8 protein-coding genes and 3 rRNA genes are annotated in these 17,503 nt (G+C 66.3%); 8 read left to right on the forward strand and 3 right to left on the reverse strand.

What is annotated here, in order from left to right:
* Positions 1–19: 19 nt before the first annotated feature.
* Positions 20–556: an NUDIX domain-containing protein gene (locus ACZ9QC_RS35495; protein WP_472916816.1), complete on the forward strand. Its 537-nt coding sequence runs from the start codon at positions 20–22 to the stop codon at positions 554–556.
* 30 nt (positions 557–586) lie between these two features.
* On the opposite strand, the gene ACZ9QC_RS35500 is transcribed toward ACZ9QC_RS35495, so the two are convergent.
* Positions 587–2,953 (reverse strand): glycoside hydrolase family 31 protein, encoded by a 2,367-nt coding sequence (locus tag ACZ9QC_RS35500; protein WP_472916817.1) that lies wholly within the window; start codon positions 2,951–2,953, stop codon positions 587–589.
* 214 nt (positions 2,954–3,167) lie between these two features.
* Between ACZ9QC_RS35500 and ACZ9QC_RS35505 the strand changes: the two genes are divergently transcribed.
* Together ACZ9QC_RS35505 and ACZ9QC_RS35510 are read left to right on the forward strand one after the other, a co-directional pair.
* Positions 3,168–5,135 carry an acetoacetate--CoA ligase gene (locus tag ACZ9QC_RS35505; protein WP_472916818.1) on the forward strand — a complete coding sequence of 656 codons (1,968 nt, stop codon included), beginning with the start codon at positions 3,168–3,170 and terminating at the stop codon, positions 5,133–5,135.
* A 78-nt stretch (positions 5,136–5,213) separates the two neighbouring features.
* On the forward strand, positions 5,214–6,122 hold the full coding sequence (locus ACZ9QC_RS35510; protein ID WP_472916819.1) for a hypothetical protein: 909 nt from the start codon (positions 5,214–5,216) through the stop codon (positions 6,120–6,122).
* Positions 6,123–6,184: 62 nt separating this feature from the next.
* On the opposite strand, the gene ptsP is transcribed toward ACZ9QC_RS35510, so the two are convergent.
* Positions 6,185–7,855, reverse strand: coding sequence for a phosphoenolpyruvate--protein phosphotransferase (gene ptsP / locus ACZ9QC_RS35515; RefSeq protein WP_472916820.1), 1,671 nt, complete (start codon positions 7,853–7,855; stop codon positions 6,185–6,187).
* Positions 7,856–7,933: 78 nt separating this feature from the next.
* Positions 7,934–8,383: a PTS sugar transporter subunit IIA gene (locus ACZ9QC_RS35520; protein WP_472916821.1), complete on the reverse strand. Its 450-nt coding sequence runs from the start codon at positions 8,381–8,383 to the stop codon at positions 7,934–7,936.
* Between the two features lie 567 nt (positions 8,384–8,950).
* On the opposite strand from ACZ9QC_RS35520, the gene ACZ9QC_RS35525 reads away from it, so the two are divergent.
* The 5 genes from ACZ9QC_RS35525 to ACZ9QC_RS35545 all read left to right on the forward strand — a co-directional run bounded on the left by ACZ9QC_RS35525 (position 8,951) and on the right by ACZ9QC_RS35545 (position 17,440).
* Positions 8,951–10,476: ribosomal RNA gene (locus ACZ9QC_RS35525) — 16S ribosomal RNA — on the forward strand.
* 300 nt (positions 10,477–10,776) lie between these two features.
* Positions 10,777–13,900: ribosomal RNA gene (locus ACZ9QC_RS35530) — 23S ribosomal RNA — on the forward strand.
* Positions 13,901–13,995: 95 nt separating this feature from the next.
* A 5S ribosomal RNA gene (gene rrf, locus ACZ9QC_RS35535) occupies positions 13,996–14,112 on the forward strand.
* The 16S, 23S and 5S rRNA genes sit together here, the layout of an rRNA operon.
* 111 nt (positions 14,113–14,223) lie before the next feature.
* On the forward strand, positions 14,224–14,832 hold the full coding sequence (locus ACZ9QC_RS35540; protein WP_472916822.1) for a CDP-alcohol phosphatidyltransferase family protein: 609 nt from the start codon (positions 14,224–14,226) through the stop codon (positions 14,830–14,832).
* Between the two features lie 112 nt (positions 14,833–14,944).
* A complete protein-coding gene (locus tag ACZ9QC_RS35545; RefSeq protein ID WP_472916823.1) occupies positions 14,945–17,440 on the forward strand; it encodes a sugar phosphate nucleotidyltransferase in 2,496 nt (831 codons plus the stop codon).
* Positions 17,441–17,503 lie beyond the last annotated feature (63 nt).

Below are 17,503 nucleotides of genomic sequence, written 5' to 3' on the forward strand. Positions count from 1 at the left end.
ATCGGATACAGTCCGCCGCGTGTCCGCTAATCAACACCCACCCGCCAACTTCGCACCGGACTCGCACTGTTCGAGCTGCGGAGCGCCCTACGGAGAGGGCGTTTCCGGCTGGCCCCGCACCTGCGAGGCCTGCCACTCAGTGGCCTACCGCAATCCGCTCCCCGTCGCGGTGGCCCTCCAGCCCGTGTACGACACCCAGGGCACCGCCCTCGTGGTGATCACACGGACCATCGCCCCCGCGCGCGGGGGCACCGCCCTGCCCGGCGGCTTCATCGACCACCGAGAGGACTGGCGCCACGCCGTCGCCCGTGAACTCAAGGAGGAGACGGGTATCTGCGTGGCCGACCGCGACGTACGCCTCGCCGACGCCATGAGCTCGCCCGCCGGTCATCTCCTGCTCTTCGGGCTCCTCCCGGAGCGCCCGGCCGCCGGCCTCCCGGCGCCCGTCGCCACCGACGAGACGGAGGGCTGGCACCTGCTGCGCAGACCCACCGAACTCGCCTTCCCCCTGCACACCCTGGCCGTCCAGGCGTTCTTCGACGGCCGCTACATCTGAGCCGAAGCCACGCCTGAGCCACCACCGGGCTCACCCCTGGTCGAGCCCGCGCACCTTCACGGGATACGCGGGCTCGACCGGACCCTCGTCCCCCTCCCGCTCCACGACCAGCCGCGACCCCTCCCAACGCGCCGTGTACCGCTCGACCTCAGGCTCGTCCCAGCCGTCCCCGGCGTCCGGCACCACGAGCCCGCCCCCCGTCCGCCCGCGCGCGGGTGCCCACACCTCCAGTTCCAGGCCGCCGTCGGCGCCCCGGACCGGCACCACGGCACCCGCGCGCGCGAGTACCGGCACACGCGACAGCGGCGCGTCCAGCAGCACCTGTCCCGGCCCCTGGTACGCCCGCCCCGTCACCGTGTCGTACCAACGGCCGCGAGGCAGCCGCACCGCACGCCGCTCCACGCCCGGCTCCAGCACCGGCGCCACCAGCAGACCGTCCCCCAGGAGAAACGCGTCCTCACAGTCGCGCAGCGCCCGGTCCTCCGGCGCGCTCCACCACAACGGACGCACATACGGCGCCCCCGTACGACGCGCCACGTGGGCCAGCGTCATGAAGTAGGGCGACAGCCGCCGCCGCTCGACGAGCGCGACGCGCGCGTGCTCGACGATCTCGTCCCCGAACTCCCACGGCTCGCGCCGCCCCGCCCGCAGACTCGCGTGCGTACGGAACAGCGGCAGATACGCGCCGAGCTGGAACCACCGCAGATACAGCTCCGGCGAGGGACTCCCGTCGAACCCGCCCACGTCCGGCCCCGAGTACGGCACCCCGCACAGCCCCAGCCCCAGCACCAGAGCGAGCGACGCCCGCAGCCCCGGCCAGCCCGTCGCCACGTCCCCGGACCACGTCCCGCCGTAGCGCTGCATCCCGGCCCACCCGGAGCGCGAGAACACGAACGGCCGCTCCTCGGGCACCAGCTCACGCAGCGCCTCGTACCCCGCGCGGGCCATGCAGAGCGCGTACACGTTGTGCGCCTCGCGATGATCACCGCCCCGGCCCTCCAGATCGTGCCGGACCGAGCGGGGCAGCGTGTTCTCCCCGAACGCCGTGAACGACGTCGGCTCGTTCATGTCGTGCCAGAACCCCGCGAAGCCCTGCGCCAGCCGCTCCTTGTAGAGACCACCCCACCACGCGCGCGTACGCGCACGCGTGAAGTCCGGGAAGACCGACTCCCCGGGCCACACGAGCCCCTCCGCGACCTTCCCGGTGGCATCGCGCACGAACGCGTCCTCGGCCGTCCCGCTGTCGTACACCACGTCGCCCGGCCGCGCACCGACCGCCGCGTCCACGATCGACACCAGCCGGATGCCCTCCCGCCGCAACTCGTCGGCGAGCACCGGCAGCTTCGGGAAGTTCTCCGTGTCGACCGTGAAGACCTGGTGGGCGTCGTAGTGGTCGATGTCCAGATGGACCGCGTCGAGCGGCAGTCCGTGCTCCCGGTAGCCCGCGACGATCCGCCGCACCTCCTGCTCGCTCCCGAAGCCCCAGCGCGCGTGATGATGGCCCAACGCCCACGCCGGCGGCAGCGCCGGAGCCCCCGTCAGCGCGGCCCAGGCGTGCAGCACGCGCGCGGGCGTGCCCACTATCACCCAGCAGCGCAGGGGCCCGCCGTCCATCCGCAGCTCCGACGTCCCGGCCCGGTCGTGCCCGGACCCTGCGCCCTCCTCGCCCTCCCGCAGCGTCACCGTGCCGTCCCAGGTGGTGTCGTGGAACACCAGATGCGTGGCCGCGTCCGCCACCACCATCTGCACCGGCATCGTGATGTACAGCGGGTCGTCGCCCGGTGCGAACGGCCCACCGGGGTCCGTGTTCCACAGCCGATACGTTCCGCCCCGCAGCCGGGGACCCGACGCCCGTCCGCCCAGACCGAAGAACCGCGCGTCGGCCGCCACCTCCGACCGTTGCACCCACCGCGCCCGGCCCCCACCCACCGGCTCCCACCACCGGGGCGGCAGGTCACGCCGCAGGACCACTCCACCGGGCGTACGCACCTCCACGGCGCCCAGCCGCGACACCACGACCGTGACGCGCTCGGACACGACCCGCCAGGCGCCGTCCTTGTCCGGCTCCAGCACGGCCCGCGGATCCGGCTCCGGACACCGGCCCGCCAGCGCGTACGACGGCTCGGGGCCCGCTCCGTCCCAGCCCCAGAAGACCGCGCCGTGCACATCGACGGTGACCCGCAGCTCGGACCTGCTGAATCGGACGACCCCGCCGCCGGGCCCAGGCTCCACACCCACCACCGACCCCGGCACCCTGGCACGCTCGGCACCCCGCGCCGGCAGAGCGGCCGCGTCGGCACGCCTCCTGCGCCATGCGGCCCGCACGGTGCGCAGCCCTTGCGCCACCCCCGCCGAACCGATCGTTTTCACCGAACGCACCAGGTCACGACCGTTCATGACGCTCACCATGCCATCCACCGGACGATTCGTGTGAACCGTTCAACTTCCGTTCACCCACCGTGCCGTCACATGTTCACGTCGCCGTCCGGCAGCGAATCACCCTGGTGCGGAAGTCGATCACATGGCATCGTCCGTGTCAGCCGCGTGACGCGCACAGCCCTGCCCGTGCGTGCCCGACGCACACCATGCGCACAGTCCCGGGAGCCGCCCCATGACCTCAACGAACCCCTCGCCGCTCTGGCAACCCGACGCGGACCGCATCGCCCGGGCCCGGATCACCGCGTTCCAGTCCTGGGCGGCCGAACACCACGGAGCCCCCGCCGAGGGCGGATACCCGGCCCTGCACCGCTGGTCCGTCGACGAGCTCGAGACATTCTGGACAGCCGTCACCGAATGGTTCGACGTACGGTTCTCCACCCCCTACACGCGCGTGCTCGGCGACCGCACCATGCCCGGCGCCGCGTGGTTCCCCGGCGCCACCCTCAACTACGCCGAACACGCCCTGCGCGCAGCCGACGCCCGCGCCGACGAACCGGCCCTGCTCCACGTCGACGAGACCCACGAACTCCGCCCCGTGACCTGGGCGGAGCTGCGCCGCCAGGTCGGCTCCCTCGCCGCCGAGCTGCGCGCCCTCGGCGTACGCCCGGGCGACCGCGTCAGCGGCTACCTCCCGAACATCCCGCAGGCCGTCGTCGCCCTCCTCGCCACGGCCGCCGTGGGCGGCGTCTGGACCTCCTGCGCACCGGACTTCGGCGCCCGCAGCGTCCTCGACCGCTTCCAGCAGGTCGAGCCCGTCGTCCTGTTCACCGTCGACGGCTACCGCTACGGCGGCAAGGAACACGACCGCCGCGACGTCGTCGCCGAACTCCGCCGCGAACTGCCCACCCTGCGCGCCGTGGTCCACATCCCCGTCCTCGGCACCGACGCCCCCGAGGGCGCCCTGGAATGGTCCGCCCTGACCTCCGCGGACGTGGCACCCACCTTCGAACAGGTTCCGTTCGACCACCCCCTGTGGGTGCTCTACTCCTCCGGCACCACCGGCCTGCCCAAAGCCCTCGTCCAGTCCCAGGGCGGCATTCTGGTCGAACACCTCAAACAGCTCGGCCTGCACTGCGACCTCGGCCCCGAGGACCGCTTCTTCTGGTACACCTCCACCGGCTGGATGATGTGGAACTTCCTCGTCTCCGGCCTCCTCACCGGCACCACCGTCGTCCTGTACGACGGCAGCCCCGGCTACCCCGACACGGGCGCCCAGTGGAGCATCGCCGAACGCACCGGCGCCACCCTCTTCGGCACCTCCGCCGCCTACGTGATGGCCTGCGGCAAGGCCGGCGTCCGCCCCGGCCGGGACTACGACCTCTCCCGTGTCCAGTGCGTCGGCACCACCGGCTCCCCGCTCCCGCCCGACGGCTTCCGCTGGCTCCACGAGGAGGTCCGCGAGGACCTCTGGATCGCCTCCGTCAGCGGCGGCACCGACGTGTGCTCCTGCTTCGCGGGAGCCGTCCCCACCCTCCCCGTCCACATCGGCGAACTCCAGGCCCCCTGCCTCGGCACCGACCTGCAGTCCTGGGACCCCAGCGGCAAACCCCTCGTCGACGAGGTCGGCGAACTCGTCGTCACCAACCCCATGCCGTCCATGCCGATCAGCTTCTGGAACGACCCCGACGGCACCCGCTACCACGACAGCTACTTCGACACCTACCCCGGCGTCTGGCGCCACGGCGACTGGATCACCCTCACCTCCCGGGGCTCCGTCGTGATCCACGGCCGCTCCGACTCCACCCTCAACCGCCAGGGCGTCCGCATGGGATCGGCCGACATCTACGAGGCCGTCGAACGCCTCCCCGAGATCAAGGAGTCCCTCGTCGTCGGCATCGAACAGCCCGACGGCGGCTACTGGATGCCCCTCTTCGTCCAACTCGCCCCGGGGGCAACCCTCGACGAGGCCCTCCTCGCCCGCATCAAACGCACCATCCGCGAACAGCTCTCACCCCGCCACGTCCCCGACGAGGTCATCGAGGTCCCCGGCGTCCCGCACACCCTCACCGGCAAACGCATCGAGGTCCCCGTCAAGCGCCTCCTCCAGGGCACCCCACTGGAAAAGGCGGTCAACCCCGGCTCCATCGACAACCTCGACCTCCTGCGCTTCTACGAGGACCTGGCCCGCCGACGCCCCTGACCCCGCTCGCGACCGCGTTGTCAGTGCCCTCGATTACTGTGAGTGAGCATTGATCGACCGTTCGCACAGGGGGAAGACATGGCACACACCAGCCACCAGAGCATGCGCCGCGTCCTGCGCCGCGAGATCGCGGGCACCATCGGCCTGCTGGCCGACGAGCACGACTTCACCGCGATGCGCCGCTACCGCAGCTTCGCCTTCGACGACCACACGACCTACCTCCGACAGGTGGAAGCCCTGCTCCGGACCCTCTCCGCACAGGGCAACCACACCACGGTCGCCCTCTTCGACCCCGAGGAGTACGCCGAGTTCTGCGCCGACACCGGCCTCGAACCCGACACCCCCTCCAGCCGCACCCGCTTCACAGCGGAGCTGGCCGCGACGGGCGCCGCCGTCCCGTACGAAGGACAGCCCCTCGCCGAGCTCGTTCCCGACCTCATCGACGAAGCCGTCCGCCTCGCCACCTGGGAGTACGCCACCACACGCCTCGCCCAGATCGGCGACTGCGCCTCCTGCGGCGAGGACATCGGACGCGCGGCCTTCTCCCGCGCCATGCACCTGCTCAAGCGCATCCTCGACACCGCGGGCCCGGGCGAACGCCACCTGGTCTGCAGCGTCTCTGCCGAACCCCAGGCACTGGCCGCCGTCCTCCACGTCGACCAGAGCACCGAAGGAGCCACCCGGCTCGACGAGGCCGAAGCCCTGGAGTTCGCCACCGTCCTCGCCCTCGGCCTCGCCACCCGGAGCCCCGGCGGACTCGTCATGCGCACCACCGCCCCGGACCGGACCGACCGCGTCTACGGCTGGCGCCTGTGCGGCGACGACCTCGCGCCCCTCACCGCGGGAGAGGTCTTCGACGCCTACTGCACCGACATGGAATCCGGAGACCTCGTCTCCCCGGAGTCCGGCGTCGACTACTGCACCCCACCCGACCTCGGCGACGACCTCGGCAGGGGAGGCCCGACCCCGCACGGCCACACCCACTGAACGGGCGAGGGGCGCCCCACCCAAGGTGGAGCGCCCCTCGACGCCGACCGAATCCTCCCGGGCTACTCGCCCGACAGCACCGCCTGCGCGGCGCCACGCGCCTCCTCGGCCGTGTCCGCCGCTCGCGCGGCGGCCGCCGCCCGCTCGCACTGCGCCAGCGTGTATTTCGCCAAGGTCGCCCGCACATACGGAATCGACGCTGCGCCCATGGACAGGGAGGTGACACCCAGACCGGTCAGCACACAAGCGAGCAGCGGATCCGACGCCGCCTCGCCGCAGACACCACAGCTCTTGCCCTCGGCCTTCGCCGCCTCGGCGGACAGCGCGACGAGGTCGAGCAGCGCCGGCTGCCACGGGTCCTGGAGCCGCGACACCGCCCCCACCTGCCGGTCGGCCGCGAACGTGTACTGCGCGAGGTCGTTCGTCCCCAGGGAGAGGAACTCCACCTCCCGCAGGATCGACCGCGCCCGCAGCGCCGCCGACGGGATCTCCACCATGGCACCGAACTTGGCCCGCAGCCCCGCCTCGCGACACGCGTCGGCGAACGCCTTGGCGTCCGTGCGGTCCGCGACCATCGGTGCCATGACCTCGAGATGGACCGGCAGACCCTCGGCGGCCTTCGCGAGCGCCGTCAACTGCGTCCGCAACACCTCGGGGTGATCGAGAAGCGTCCGCAGCCCACGCACACCGAGCGCCGGGTTCGGCTCGTCGGCCGGGGTGAGGAACTCCAGCGGCTTGTCGGCGCCGGCGTCCAGCACCCGCACGACCACCCGCCCCTCGGGGAAGGCCTCCAGCACCTTGCGATACGCCTCGACCTGCTTCTCCTCGGACGGCGCCGCCTTGCTGTCGTCCAGGAAGAGGAACTCGGTCCGGAACAGCCCGACCCCCTCGGCCCCGGCTTCCACGGCCGCCGGCACATCAGCGGGGCCGCCCACGTTGGCCAGCAACGGAACCCGGTGCCCGTCGGAGGTCGCACCGGGCCCGCTCGACGCGGCCAGCGCGGCCTTCCGCGCCGCCGCGGCGGCCTCCAGCTCGGCCTTCTTCTCCGCACTCGGGTTCACGAAGATCTCACCGGTACTGCCGTCCACGGCGATCACGGTGCCCTCGGCGAGCTCCCCGGCCCCCGGCAGCGCCACCACGGCCGGCACCCCGAGCGCCCGCGCCAGGATCGCACTGTGACTGGTCGGCCCGCCCTCCTCGGTGACGAAACCGAGGACGAGCGTCGGGTCGAGCAGCGCCGTGTCCGCGGGCGCCAGGTCACGGGCGATGAGGACGTACGGCTCGTCGCTGTCCGGTACTCCCGGCATCGGAACCCCGAGCAGCCGGGCGACGATACGATTCCGCACATCGTCGAGGTCCGCCACGCGACCCGCGAGGTACTCGCCGGCCCCGGCCAGCAGCGCCCGGTACGCGGCGAAGGCGTCATAGACGCCACGCTCCGCCGTGCTCCCCACGGCGATACGTCGCTCCACATCCGCCATCAGCTCCGGGTCCTGGGCCATCAGCGCCTGGGCCTCCAGAACGGCCTGCGCCTCGCCACCGGCCAGATTGCCGCGCGCGATCAGATCGGCGGCCACGGCGTCCACGGCCTTACGGGCTCGTCCCTGCTCGCGCTCCGCTTCCTCCGCCGGAATCTGCTTTGCGGGCGGCTCCAGCACCGCCGTTCCCATGTGCCGAACCTCGCCGATCGCCACACCGTGGCTCACACCGACGCCTCGCAGCGTTGACTCCATCTCACCTGTCTCCGTTAGTGCGACGGTTTTCGCCGCCGCGGTGGTTGTGGAACTCGGGGTCCGGTACGGCCTCTGGCCTCATCGCCAGCCGAAGAGGGTGTCGCCGGCCTTCACCTCGCCGTCCTCGCGGAGCTCGGCGAGGGAGTCGGCCGTGGCTTCCAGGGCCACCACGGGGCAGACCGGCGACTTGCCCGCGGCCTCAACGGCGGCGGGGTTCCAGCGCACCACGGCCTGACCCCGTCGCACGGTGTCGCCCTTGTTCACGAGCAGCTCGAACCCCTCACCGTTGAGCTGCACGGTGTCGATCCCGAGATGAGTCAGCACGCCGTGCCCCTCGCCGTCCACCACGACGAACGCGTGCGGGTGCAGGGAGATGATGACCCCGTCGACGGGAGCGACGGCCTCTCCTGCCTCACGCTCGGGGTCGATCGCCGTGCCGGGGCCGACCATCGCCCCCGAGAAGACGGGATCCGGTACGGCGGCCAGTCCGATGGCGCGTCCGGCGAGAGGGGACGTCACGGTGGTCATGGGAAGCCTCCCAGGTGGAGATCTATGAGGACACCGTCCCCGCTTGTCCCGGGGGCGGCGCTCTGAGCAGCAGGGTAGTCAGTTGAAGTACCCGATCCGCACGATAGCTTCGCATGAGAGGTCTAGACCACCCCTCGAAGCGATTTGCACGGGCTCCGCGGCCCGTTGTAGAGTCTTAGACCTGCCTCGGGGCGAGCGGCACTGTGTGTCCGACCCCGGCAAAACCGAACTCGTTCAGATGGTTCAGATCCTATCCTGGGATCATTTTCTGCATGCCTGCAGGATGGTGGTCAGGGGGCCGGAAAAACACTGATAGAGTTTGGAACACCGAAGGGAAGCGCCCGGAGAAAAGCCCAGGAAATTACTTGGGTGAGTACAAAGGAAGCGTCCGTTCCTTGAGAACTCAACAGCGTGCCAAAAATCAACGCCAGATATGTTGATACCCCGTCTCCAGCATCTGCTGGGACGAGGTTCCTTTGAAACAAACACAGCGAGGATGCTGTGAACCATCGGATTATTCCTCCGGTGGTTCCGCTCTCGTGGTGTCGACCCGATCACGGGTAAACATTCACGGAGAGTTTGATCCTGGCTCAGGACGAACGCTGGCGGCGTGCTTAACACATGCAAGTCGAACGATGAACCACTTCGGTGGGGATTAGTGGCGAACGGGTGAGTAACACGTGGGCAATCTGCCCTTCACTCTGGGACAAGCCCTGGAAACGGGGTCTAATACCGGATACGACACTCTCGGGCATCCGATGAGTGTGGAAAGCTCCGGCGGTGAAGGATGAGCCCGCGGCCTATCAGCTTGTTGGTGAGGTAACGGCTCACCAAGGCGACGACGGGTAGCCGGCCTGAGAGGGCGACCGGCCACACTGGGACTGAGACACGGCCCAGACTCCTACGGGAGGCAGCAGTGGGGAATATTGCACAATGGGCGAAAGCCTGATGCAGCGACGCCGCGTGAGGGATGACGGCCTTCGGGTTGTAAACCTCTTTCAGCAGGGAAGAAGCGAAAGTGACGGTACCTGCAGAAGAAGCGCCGGCTAACTACGTGCCAGCAGCCGCGGTAATACGTAGGGCGCGAGCGTTGTCCGGAATTATTGGGCGTAAAGAGCTCGTAGGCGGTCTGTCGCGTCGGATGTGAAAGCCCGGGGCTTAACCCCGGGTCTGCATTCGATACGGGCAGACTAGAGTGTGGTAGGGGAGATCGGAATTCCTGGTGTAGCGGTGAAATGCGCAGATATCAGGAGGAACACCGGTGGCGAAGGCGGATCTCTGGGCCATTACTGACGCTGAGGAGCGAAAGCGTGGGGAGCGAACAGGATTAGATACCCTGGTAGTCCACGCCGTAAACGGTGGGAACTAGGTGTTGGCGACATTCCACGTCGTCGGTGCCGCAGCTAACGCATTAAGTTCCCCGCCTGGGGAGTACGGCCGCAAGGCTAAAACTCAAAGGAATTGACGGGGGCCCGCACAAGCAGCGGAGCATGTGGCTTAATTCGACGCAACGCGAAGAACCTTACCAAGGCTTGACATACACCGGAAACGGCCAGAGATGGTCGCCCCCTTGTGGTCGGTGTACAGGTGGTGCATGGCTGTCGTCAGCTCGTGTCGTGAGATGTTGGGTTAAGTCCCGCAACGAGCGCAACCCTTGTTCTGTGTTGCCAGCATGCCCTTCGGGGTGATGGGGACTCACAGGAGACTGCCGGGGTCAACTCGGAGGAAGGTGGGGACGACGTCAAGTCATCATGCCCCTTATGTCTTGGGCTGCACACGTGCTACAATGGCAGGTACAATGAGCTGCGATGCCGTGAGGCGGAGCGAATCTCAAAAAGCCTGTCTCAGTTCGGATTGGGGTCTGCAACTCGACCCCATGAAGTCGGAGTTGCTAGTAATCGCAGATCAGCAGTGCTGCGGTGAATACGTTCCCGGGCCTTGTACACACCGCCCGTCACGTCACGAAAGTCGGTAACACCCGAAGCCGGTGGCCCAACCCGTAAGGGAGGGAGCTGTCGAAGGTGGGACTGGCGATTGGGACGAAGTCGTAACAAGGTAGCCGTACCGGAAGGTGCGGCTGGATCACCTCCTTTCTAAGGAGCATCTAGATCTCGCAAGAGATCCAGGGCCACAACGTCGGCGAACGTCCGACGGTGGTTGCTCATGGGTGGAACGTTGATTATTCGGCCGGTTTCACGGGCCGGAGGCTGTTAGTACTGCTCGCAAGAGCGTGGAAAACATGATCTCCGGACGGGACCCGGTCGGGCACGCTGTTGGGTGTCTGAGGGAATGAACTTCCTTCAGTGCCGGCCCCAGTGCACTCGAACCGCTGGTTCGGGGTGATGGGTGGTTGGTCGTTGTTTGAGAACTGCACAGTGGACGCGAGCATCTGTGGCCAAGTTTTTAAGGGCGCACGGTGGATGCCTTGGCACCAGGAACCGATGAAGGACGTGGGAGGCCACGATAGGCCCCGGGGAGTCGTCAACCAGGCTTTGATCCGGGGGTGTCCGAATGGGGAAACCCGGCAGTCGTCATGGGCTGTCACCCGCTGCTGAACACATAGGCAGTGTGGAGGGAACGCGGGGAAGTGAAACATCTCAGTACCCGCAGGAAGAGAAAACAACCGTGATTCCGGGAGTAGTGGCGAGCGAAACTGGATGAGGCCAAACCGTATGCGTGTGAGACCCGGCAGGGGTTGCGTATACGGGGTTGTGGGATCTCTCTTCTGTTGTCTGCCGGCAACAGGACGAGTCAGAAACCGTTGATGTAGGCGAAGGACATGCGAAAGGTCCGGCGTAGAGGGTAAGACCCCCGTAGCTGAAACGTCAACGGCTCGTTTGAGAGACACCCAAGTAGCACGGGGCCCGAGAAATCCCGTGTGAATCTGGCGGGACCACCCGCTAAGCCTAAATATTCCCTGGTGACCGATAGCGGATAGTACCGTGAGGGAATGGTGAAAAGTACCGCGGGAGCGGAGTGAAATAGTACCTGAAACCGTGTGCCTACAAGCCGTGGGAGCGTCGGACATCAAGCTTGCTTGGTGTCTCGTGACTGCGTGCCTTTTGAAGAATGAGCCTGCGAGTTTGCGGTGTGTTGCGAGGTTAACCCGGGTGGGGTAGCCGTAGCGAAAGCGAGTCCGAACAGGGCGGTTTTAGTAGCACGCTCAAGACCCGAAGCGGAGTGATCTAGCCATGGGCAGGTTGAAGCGGAGGTAAGACTTCGTGGAGGACCGAACCCACCAGGGTTGAAAACCTGGGGGATGACCTGTGGTTAGGGGTGAAAGGCCAATCAAACTCCGTGATAGCTGGTTCTCCCCGAAATGCATTTAGGTGCAGCGTCGTGTGTTTCTTGCCGGAGGTAGAGCACTGGATAGGCGATGGGCCCTACCGGGTTACTGACCTTAGCCAAACTCCGAATGCCGGTAAGTGAGAGCGCGGCAGTGAGACTGTGGGGGATAAGCTCCATGGTCGAGAGGGAAACAGCCCAGAGCATCGACTAAGGCCCCTAAGCGTACGCTAAGTGGGAAAGGATGTGGAGTCGCAGAGACAACCAGGAGGTTGGCTTAGAAGCAGCCACCCTTGAAAGAGTGCGTAATAGCTCACTGGTCTAGTGATTCCGCGCCGACAATGTAGCGGGGCTCAAGCGTACCGCCGAAGTCGTGTCATTCCAGCATGAGGGCCAACGCCCGCTGGGATGGGTAGGGGAGCGTCGTGTGCCGGGTGAAGCAGCCGCGGAAGCGAGTTGTGGACGGTTCACGAGTGAGAATGCAGGCATGAGTAGCGATACAAACGTGAGAAACGTTTGCGCCGATTGACCAAGGGTTCCTGGGTCAAGCTGATCTGCCCAGGGTAAGTCGGGACCTAAGGCGAGGCCGACAGGCGTAGTCGATGGATAACCGGTTGATATTCCGGTACCCGCTGTGAAGCGTCAAACATTGAACCAGGCGATGCTAAGTCCGTGAAGCCGCCCCGGATCCTTCGGGTGAAGGGGAGTGGTGGAGCCGACGAACCAGACTTGCAGTAGGTGAGTGATGGGGTGACGCAGGAAGGTAGTCCATCCCGGGCGGTGGTTGTCCCGGGGTAAGGGTGTAGGACGGTGTGTAGGTAAATCCGCACGCCATTAAGTCTGAGACCTGATGCCGAGCCGATTGTGGTGAAGTGGATGATCCTATGCTGTCGAGAAAAGCCTCTAGCGAGTTTCATGGCGGCCCGTACCCTAAACCGACTCAGGTGGTCTGGTAGAGAATACCGAGGCGTTCGGGTGAACTATGGTTAAGGAACTCGGCAAAATGCCCCCGTAACTTCGGGAGAAGGGGGGCCACACCTGGTGATCCGATTTACTCGGTGAGCTGGGGGTGGCCGCAGAGACCAGCGAGAAGCGACTGTTTACTAAAAACACAGGTCCGTGCGAAGCCGTAAGGCGATGTATACGGACTGACGCCTGCCCGGTGCTGGAACGTTAAGGGGACCGGTTAGTCACTCTTCGGGGTGGCGAAGCTGAGAACTTAAGCGCCAGTAAACGGCGGTGGTAACTATAACCATCCTAAGGTAGCGAAATTCCTTGTCGGGTAAGTTCCGACCTGCACGAATGGCGTAACGACTTCTCGACTGTCTCAACCATAGGCCCGGTGAAATTGCACTACGAGTAAAGATGCTCGTTTCGCGCAGCAGGACGGAAAGACCCCGGGACCTTTACTACAGTTTGATATTGGTGTTCGGTTCGGCTTGTGTAGGATAGCTGGGAGACTGTGAAGCTCGGACGCCAGTTCGGGTGGAGTCGTCGTTGAAATACCAGTCTGGTCGTGCTGGATGTCTAACCCGGGTCCGTGATCCGGATCGGGGACAGTGTCTGATGGGTAGTTTAACTGGGGCGGTTGCCTCCCAAAGGGTAACGGAGGCGCCCAAAGGTTCCCTCAGCCTGGTTGGCAATCAGGTGGTGAGTGTAAGTGCACAAGGGAGCTTGACTGTGAGACCGACGGGTCGAGCAGGGACGAAAGTCGGGACTAGTGATCCGGCGGTGGCTTGTGGAAGCGCCGTCGCTCAACGGATAAAAGGTACCCCGGGGATAACAGGCTGATCTTCCCCAAGAGTCCATATCGACGGGATGGTTTGGCACCTCGATGTCGGCTCGTCGCATCCTGGGGCTGGAGTCGGTCCCAAGGGTTGGGCTGTTCGCCCATTAAAGCGGTACGCGAGCTGGGTTTAGAACGTCGTGAGACAGTTCGGTCCCTATCCGCTGCGCGCGCAGGAATATTGAGAAGGGCTGTCCCTAGTACGAGAGGACCGGGACGGACGAACCTCTGGTGTGCCAGTTGTTCTGCCAAGGGCATGGCTGGTTGGCTACGTTCGGGAGGGATAACCGCTGAAAGCATCTAAGCGGGAAGCCTGCTTCGAGATGAGTATTCCCACCCACTTGATGGGGTAAGGCTCCCAGTAGACGACTGGGTTGATAGGCCAGATATGGAAGCCTGGTAACGGGTGGAGTTGACTGGTACTAATAGGCCGAGGGCTTGTCCTCAGTTGCTCGCGTCCACTGTGTTGGTTCTGAAACCACGAACAACCCCATGCCTCATGGTCACGAGGGATGGTGCGGTATTCATAGTTTCATAGTGTTTCGGTGGTCATAGCGTGAGGGAAACGCCCGGTTACATTCCGAACCCGGAAGCTAAGCCTTACAGCGCCGATGGTACTGCAGGGGGGACCCTGTGGGAGAGTAGGACGCCGCCGAACTCCTTTTAGAGCTCTGGCTCTTGGGCACACAAGCCCAGGAGCCAGAGCTTTTTTTCGTTGAGGTAGGGTCAGGGGGCATCGTTGGCTCATTTTCTCCCAGGAGGCACCCGGGTGGAGGTCCAGGAGACACGGGTCCAGACGGACCGGGTCCTCACCATCCCGAACATCCTCAGCATGGCGCGGCTCGTTGGCGTTCCCGTCTTCCTGTGGCTGATTCTCTGGCCCGAGTTCGGAGGCCCCAAGGTCGACGGCTGGGCGTTCCTGGTGATCGCTCTCAGCGGCGTCAGCGACTACCTGGACGGCATGCTGGCCCGACGCTGGAACCAGATCAGCAGCCTGGGCCGGCTTCTGGATCCCGCGGCGGACAGGTTGTACATTCTGTCCACTCTGGTGGGACTCACCTGGCGCGAGATTCTGCCATTGTGGTTGACCGCTGTACTGCTCCTGCGTGAGCTGGTCCTGCTGGTGATGGTGGGCATCCTCAGACGGCACGGCTATCCGCCACCCCAGGTGAACTTCCTCGGCAAGGCGGCTACGTTCAACCTGATGTATGCCTTCCCGTTGCTGTTGCTCAGTGACGGAAGCGGATGGACCTCGTCACTCGCTGCTATTTTCGGATGGGCGTTCGCAGGATGGGGTACAACGCTGTACTGGTGGGCAGGGATCCTCTACGTGGTTCAGGTCCGCCGACTCGTCAGTGCGGACGCCATGGCCGATTGAGCCCGCCCAGTGGGCGCCCGTTAGCGGCTCGATGGCCCGCTTCGGAAAAGTGCGGGACAATCTGGACGGGTGAAGTCGGCTAGACCGTCTCTTCAAGGAGGACGCTTCCGACATGAAGGCCGTCGTGATGGCCGGAGGCGAAGGCACACGCCTTCGCCCCATGACCTCGAGCATGCCCAAACCGCTCCTGCCCGTGGCGAACCGCCCGATCATGGAGCACGTACTGCGGCTGCTCAAAAGGCATGGGCTCAACGAGACCGTCGTTACTGTCCAGTTCTTGGCGTCACTCGTCAAGAACTACTTCGGGGACGGCGAGGAGCTCGGGATGGAGCTCACCTATGCCAACGAGGAGAAGCCACTCGGTACCGCCGGGAGCGTCAAGAACGCCGAGGAGGCGCTGAAGGACGATGCCTTCCTCGTCATCTCCGGCGATGCCCTCACCGACTTCGACCTCACCGAGCTCATCAATTTCCACAAGGAAAAGGGCGCACTGGTCACCGTCTGTCTGACTCGGGTGCCGAACCCGCTGGAATTCGGTATCACGATCGTGGACGAGGAAGGCAAGGTCGAGCGATTCCTGGAGAAGCCCACCTGGGGCCAGGTCTTCTCCGACACCGTCAACACGGGCATCTATGTGATGGAGCCCGAGGTCTTCGACTACGTCGAGGCCGACGTTCCCGTCGACTGGTCCGGCGATGTCTTCCCGCAGCTGATGAAGGAGGGCAAGCCGGTCTACGGCTATGTCGCCGAGGGCTACTGGGAGGACGTCGGCACGCACGAGAGCTATGTGAAGGCTCAGGCCGACGTGCTGGAGGGCAAGGTCGACGTCGACATCGACGGTTTCGAGCTCTCGCCCGGTGTGTGGATCGCCGAAGGCGCCGAAGTGCACCCCGACGCCGTGCTGCGCGGCCCTCTGTACATCGGGGACTACGCCAAGGTGGAAGCCGGCGCCGAAATCCGTGAGCACACGGTCGTGGGCTCGAACGTCGTCGTCAAGAGCGGGGCCTTTCTGCACAAGGCCGTGGTCCACGACAACGTCTACATCGGGCAGCACAGCAATTTGCGTGGCTGCGTGGTCGGCAAGAACACCGACATCATGCGCGCCGCGCGGATCGAGGACGGCGCGGTGATCGGCGACGAGTGCCTCGTCGGAGAAGAATCGATCATCCAGGGGAACGTGCGCGTCTACCCCTTCAAGACGATCGAAGCCGGCGCCTTCGTCAACACCTCGGTGATCTGGGAATCCCGAGGGCAGGCCCACCTGTTCGGTGCTCGGGGCGTCTCCGGCATCCTGAATGTGGAGATCACCCCCGAGCTGGCCGTGAGGCTCGCGGGAGCCTACGCCACGACCCTCAAGAAGGGTTCCACGGTCACCACCGCCCGCGACCACTCCCGAGGCGCCCGCGCACTGAAGCGGGCGGTCATCTCGGCGCTGCAGGCCAGCGCCATCGACGTACGGGACCTGGAGAACGTCCCGCTGCCGGTGGCTCGGCAGCAGACCGCCCGGGGCAGCGCCGGCGGGATCATGATCCGGACGACACCGGGTGTTCCCGACTCCGTCGACATCATGTTCTTCGACGGGCAGGGCGCCGACCTGTCGCAGGCCAGCCAGCGCAAGCTGGACCGGGTCTTCGCCCGGCAGGAGTACCGGCGCGCGTTCCCGGGCGAGATCGGGGACCTGCACTTCCCGGCCAGCGTGTTCGACTCGTACACCGGGTCGTTGCTGCGCAACGTCGACACGACCGGGATCGCCGAGTCGGGGCTCAAGGTCGTCGTGGACGCTTCCAACGGCAGCGCCGGCCTGGTGCTGCCGAGTCTGCTCGGCAAGCTGGGTGTGGACTCGCTGACGATCAACCCGGGTCTCGACGAGTCACGCCCGACGGAGACGGGCGACATGAGGCGCTCCGGCCTGGTGAGGCTGGGCGAGATCGTCGCGTCCTCGCGGGCCGCGTTCGGCGTCCGGTTCGACCCTGTCGGTGAACGGCTGTCACTCGTCGACGAGAAGGGCCGGATCGTCGAGGACGACCGGGCCCTGCTGGTCATGCTCGACCTGGTGGCCGCCGAACGGCGGAGCGGACGGGTCGCGCTTCCTGTCACCACCACCAGGATCGGCGAGCAGGTCGCCGCATACCACGGCACGCAGGTCGAGTGGACGACCACCTCGCCCGACGACCTGACGCGGGTCGGCGGGGACGAGACGACCATCTTCGGCGGCGACGGGCGCGGCGGTTTCATCGTGCCGGAGTTCAGCAGCGTCTTCGACGGGACGGCGGCCTTCGTACGGCTCATCGGGCTGGTGGCACGCACGCAGCTCACGCTCAGCCAGATCGACGCGCGGATTCCGCGGGCGCACGTCCTGAAGCGGGATCTCGCCACTCCGTGGGCCGTCAAGGGCCTGGTGATGCGGCGGGTCGTGGAGGCGGCCGGGGACCGTTTCGTGGACACCACCGACGGGGTGCGGGTCGTGGAGACCGACGGGCGGTGGGTGATGGTCCTGCCGGACCCCGCCGAGGCCGTCACGCATCTGTGGGCCGAGGGGCCCGACGACGCCTCCGCGCAGGCCCTGCTGGACGAGTGGGCGGCGGTCGTGGACAGCGCCGGCCGCTGATTCACCTCGCACGCGCGCGTGCCGGACAAGTGCCCCCAACGGGGCCTGTCCGGCACGCCGGTG

This window comes from Streptomyces sp. HUAS MS02, assembly GCF_055702265.1.

What these genes read in the sequence shown, in the direction of transcription:
- ACZ9QC_RS35520 (WP_472916821.1), bottom strand. Translation starts at nt 8,383, where the DNA reads ATGACCACCGTGACGTCCCCTCTCGCCGGACGCGCCATCGGACTGGCC.
- ACZ9QC_RS35510 (WP_472916819.1), top strand. Translation starts at nt 5,214, where the DNA reads ATGGCACACACCAGCCACCAGAGCATGCGCCGCGTCCTGCGCCGCGAG.
- ACZ9QC_RS35500 (WP_472916817.1), bottom strand. Translation starts at nt 2,953, where the DNA reads ATGAACGGTCGTGACCTGGTGCGTTCGGTGAAAACGATCGGTTCGGCG.
- ACZ9QC_RS35545 (WP_472916823.1), top strand. Translation starts at nt 14,945, where the DNA reads ATGAAGGCCGTCGTGATGGCCGGAGGCGAAGGCACACGCCTTCGCCCC.
- ACZ9QC_RS35505 (WP_472916818.1), top strand. Translation starts at nt 3,168, where the DNA reads ATGACCTCAACGAACCCCTCGCCGCTCTGGCAACCCGACGCGGACCGC.
- ptsP (WP_472916820.1), bottom strand. Translation starts at nt 7,855, where the DNA reads ATGGAGTCAACGCTGCGAGGCGTCGGTGTGAGCCACGGTGTGGCGATC.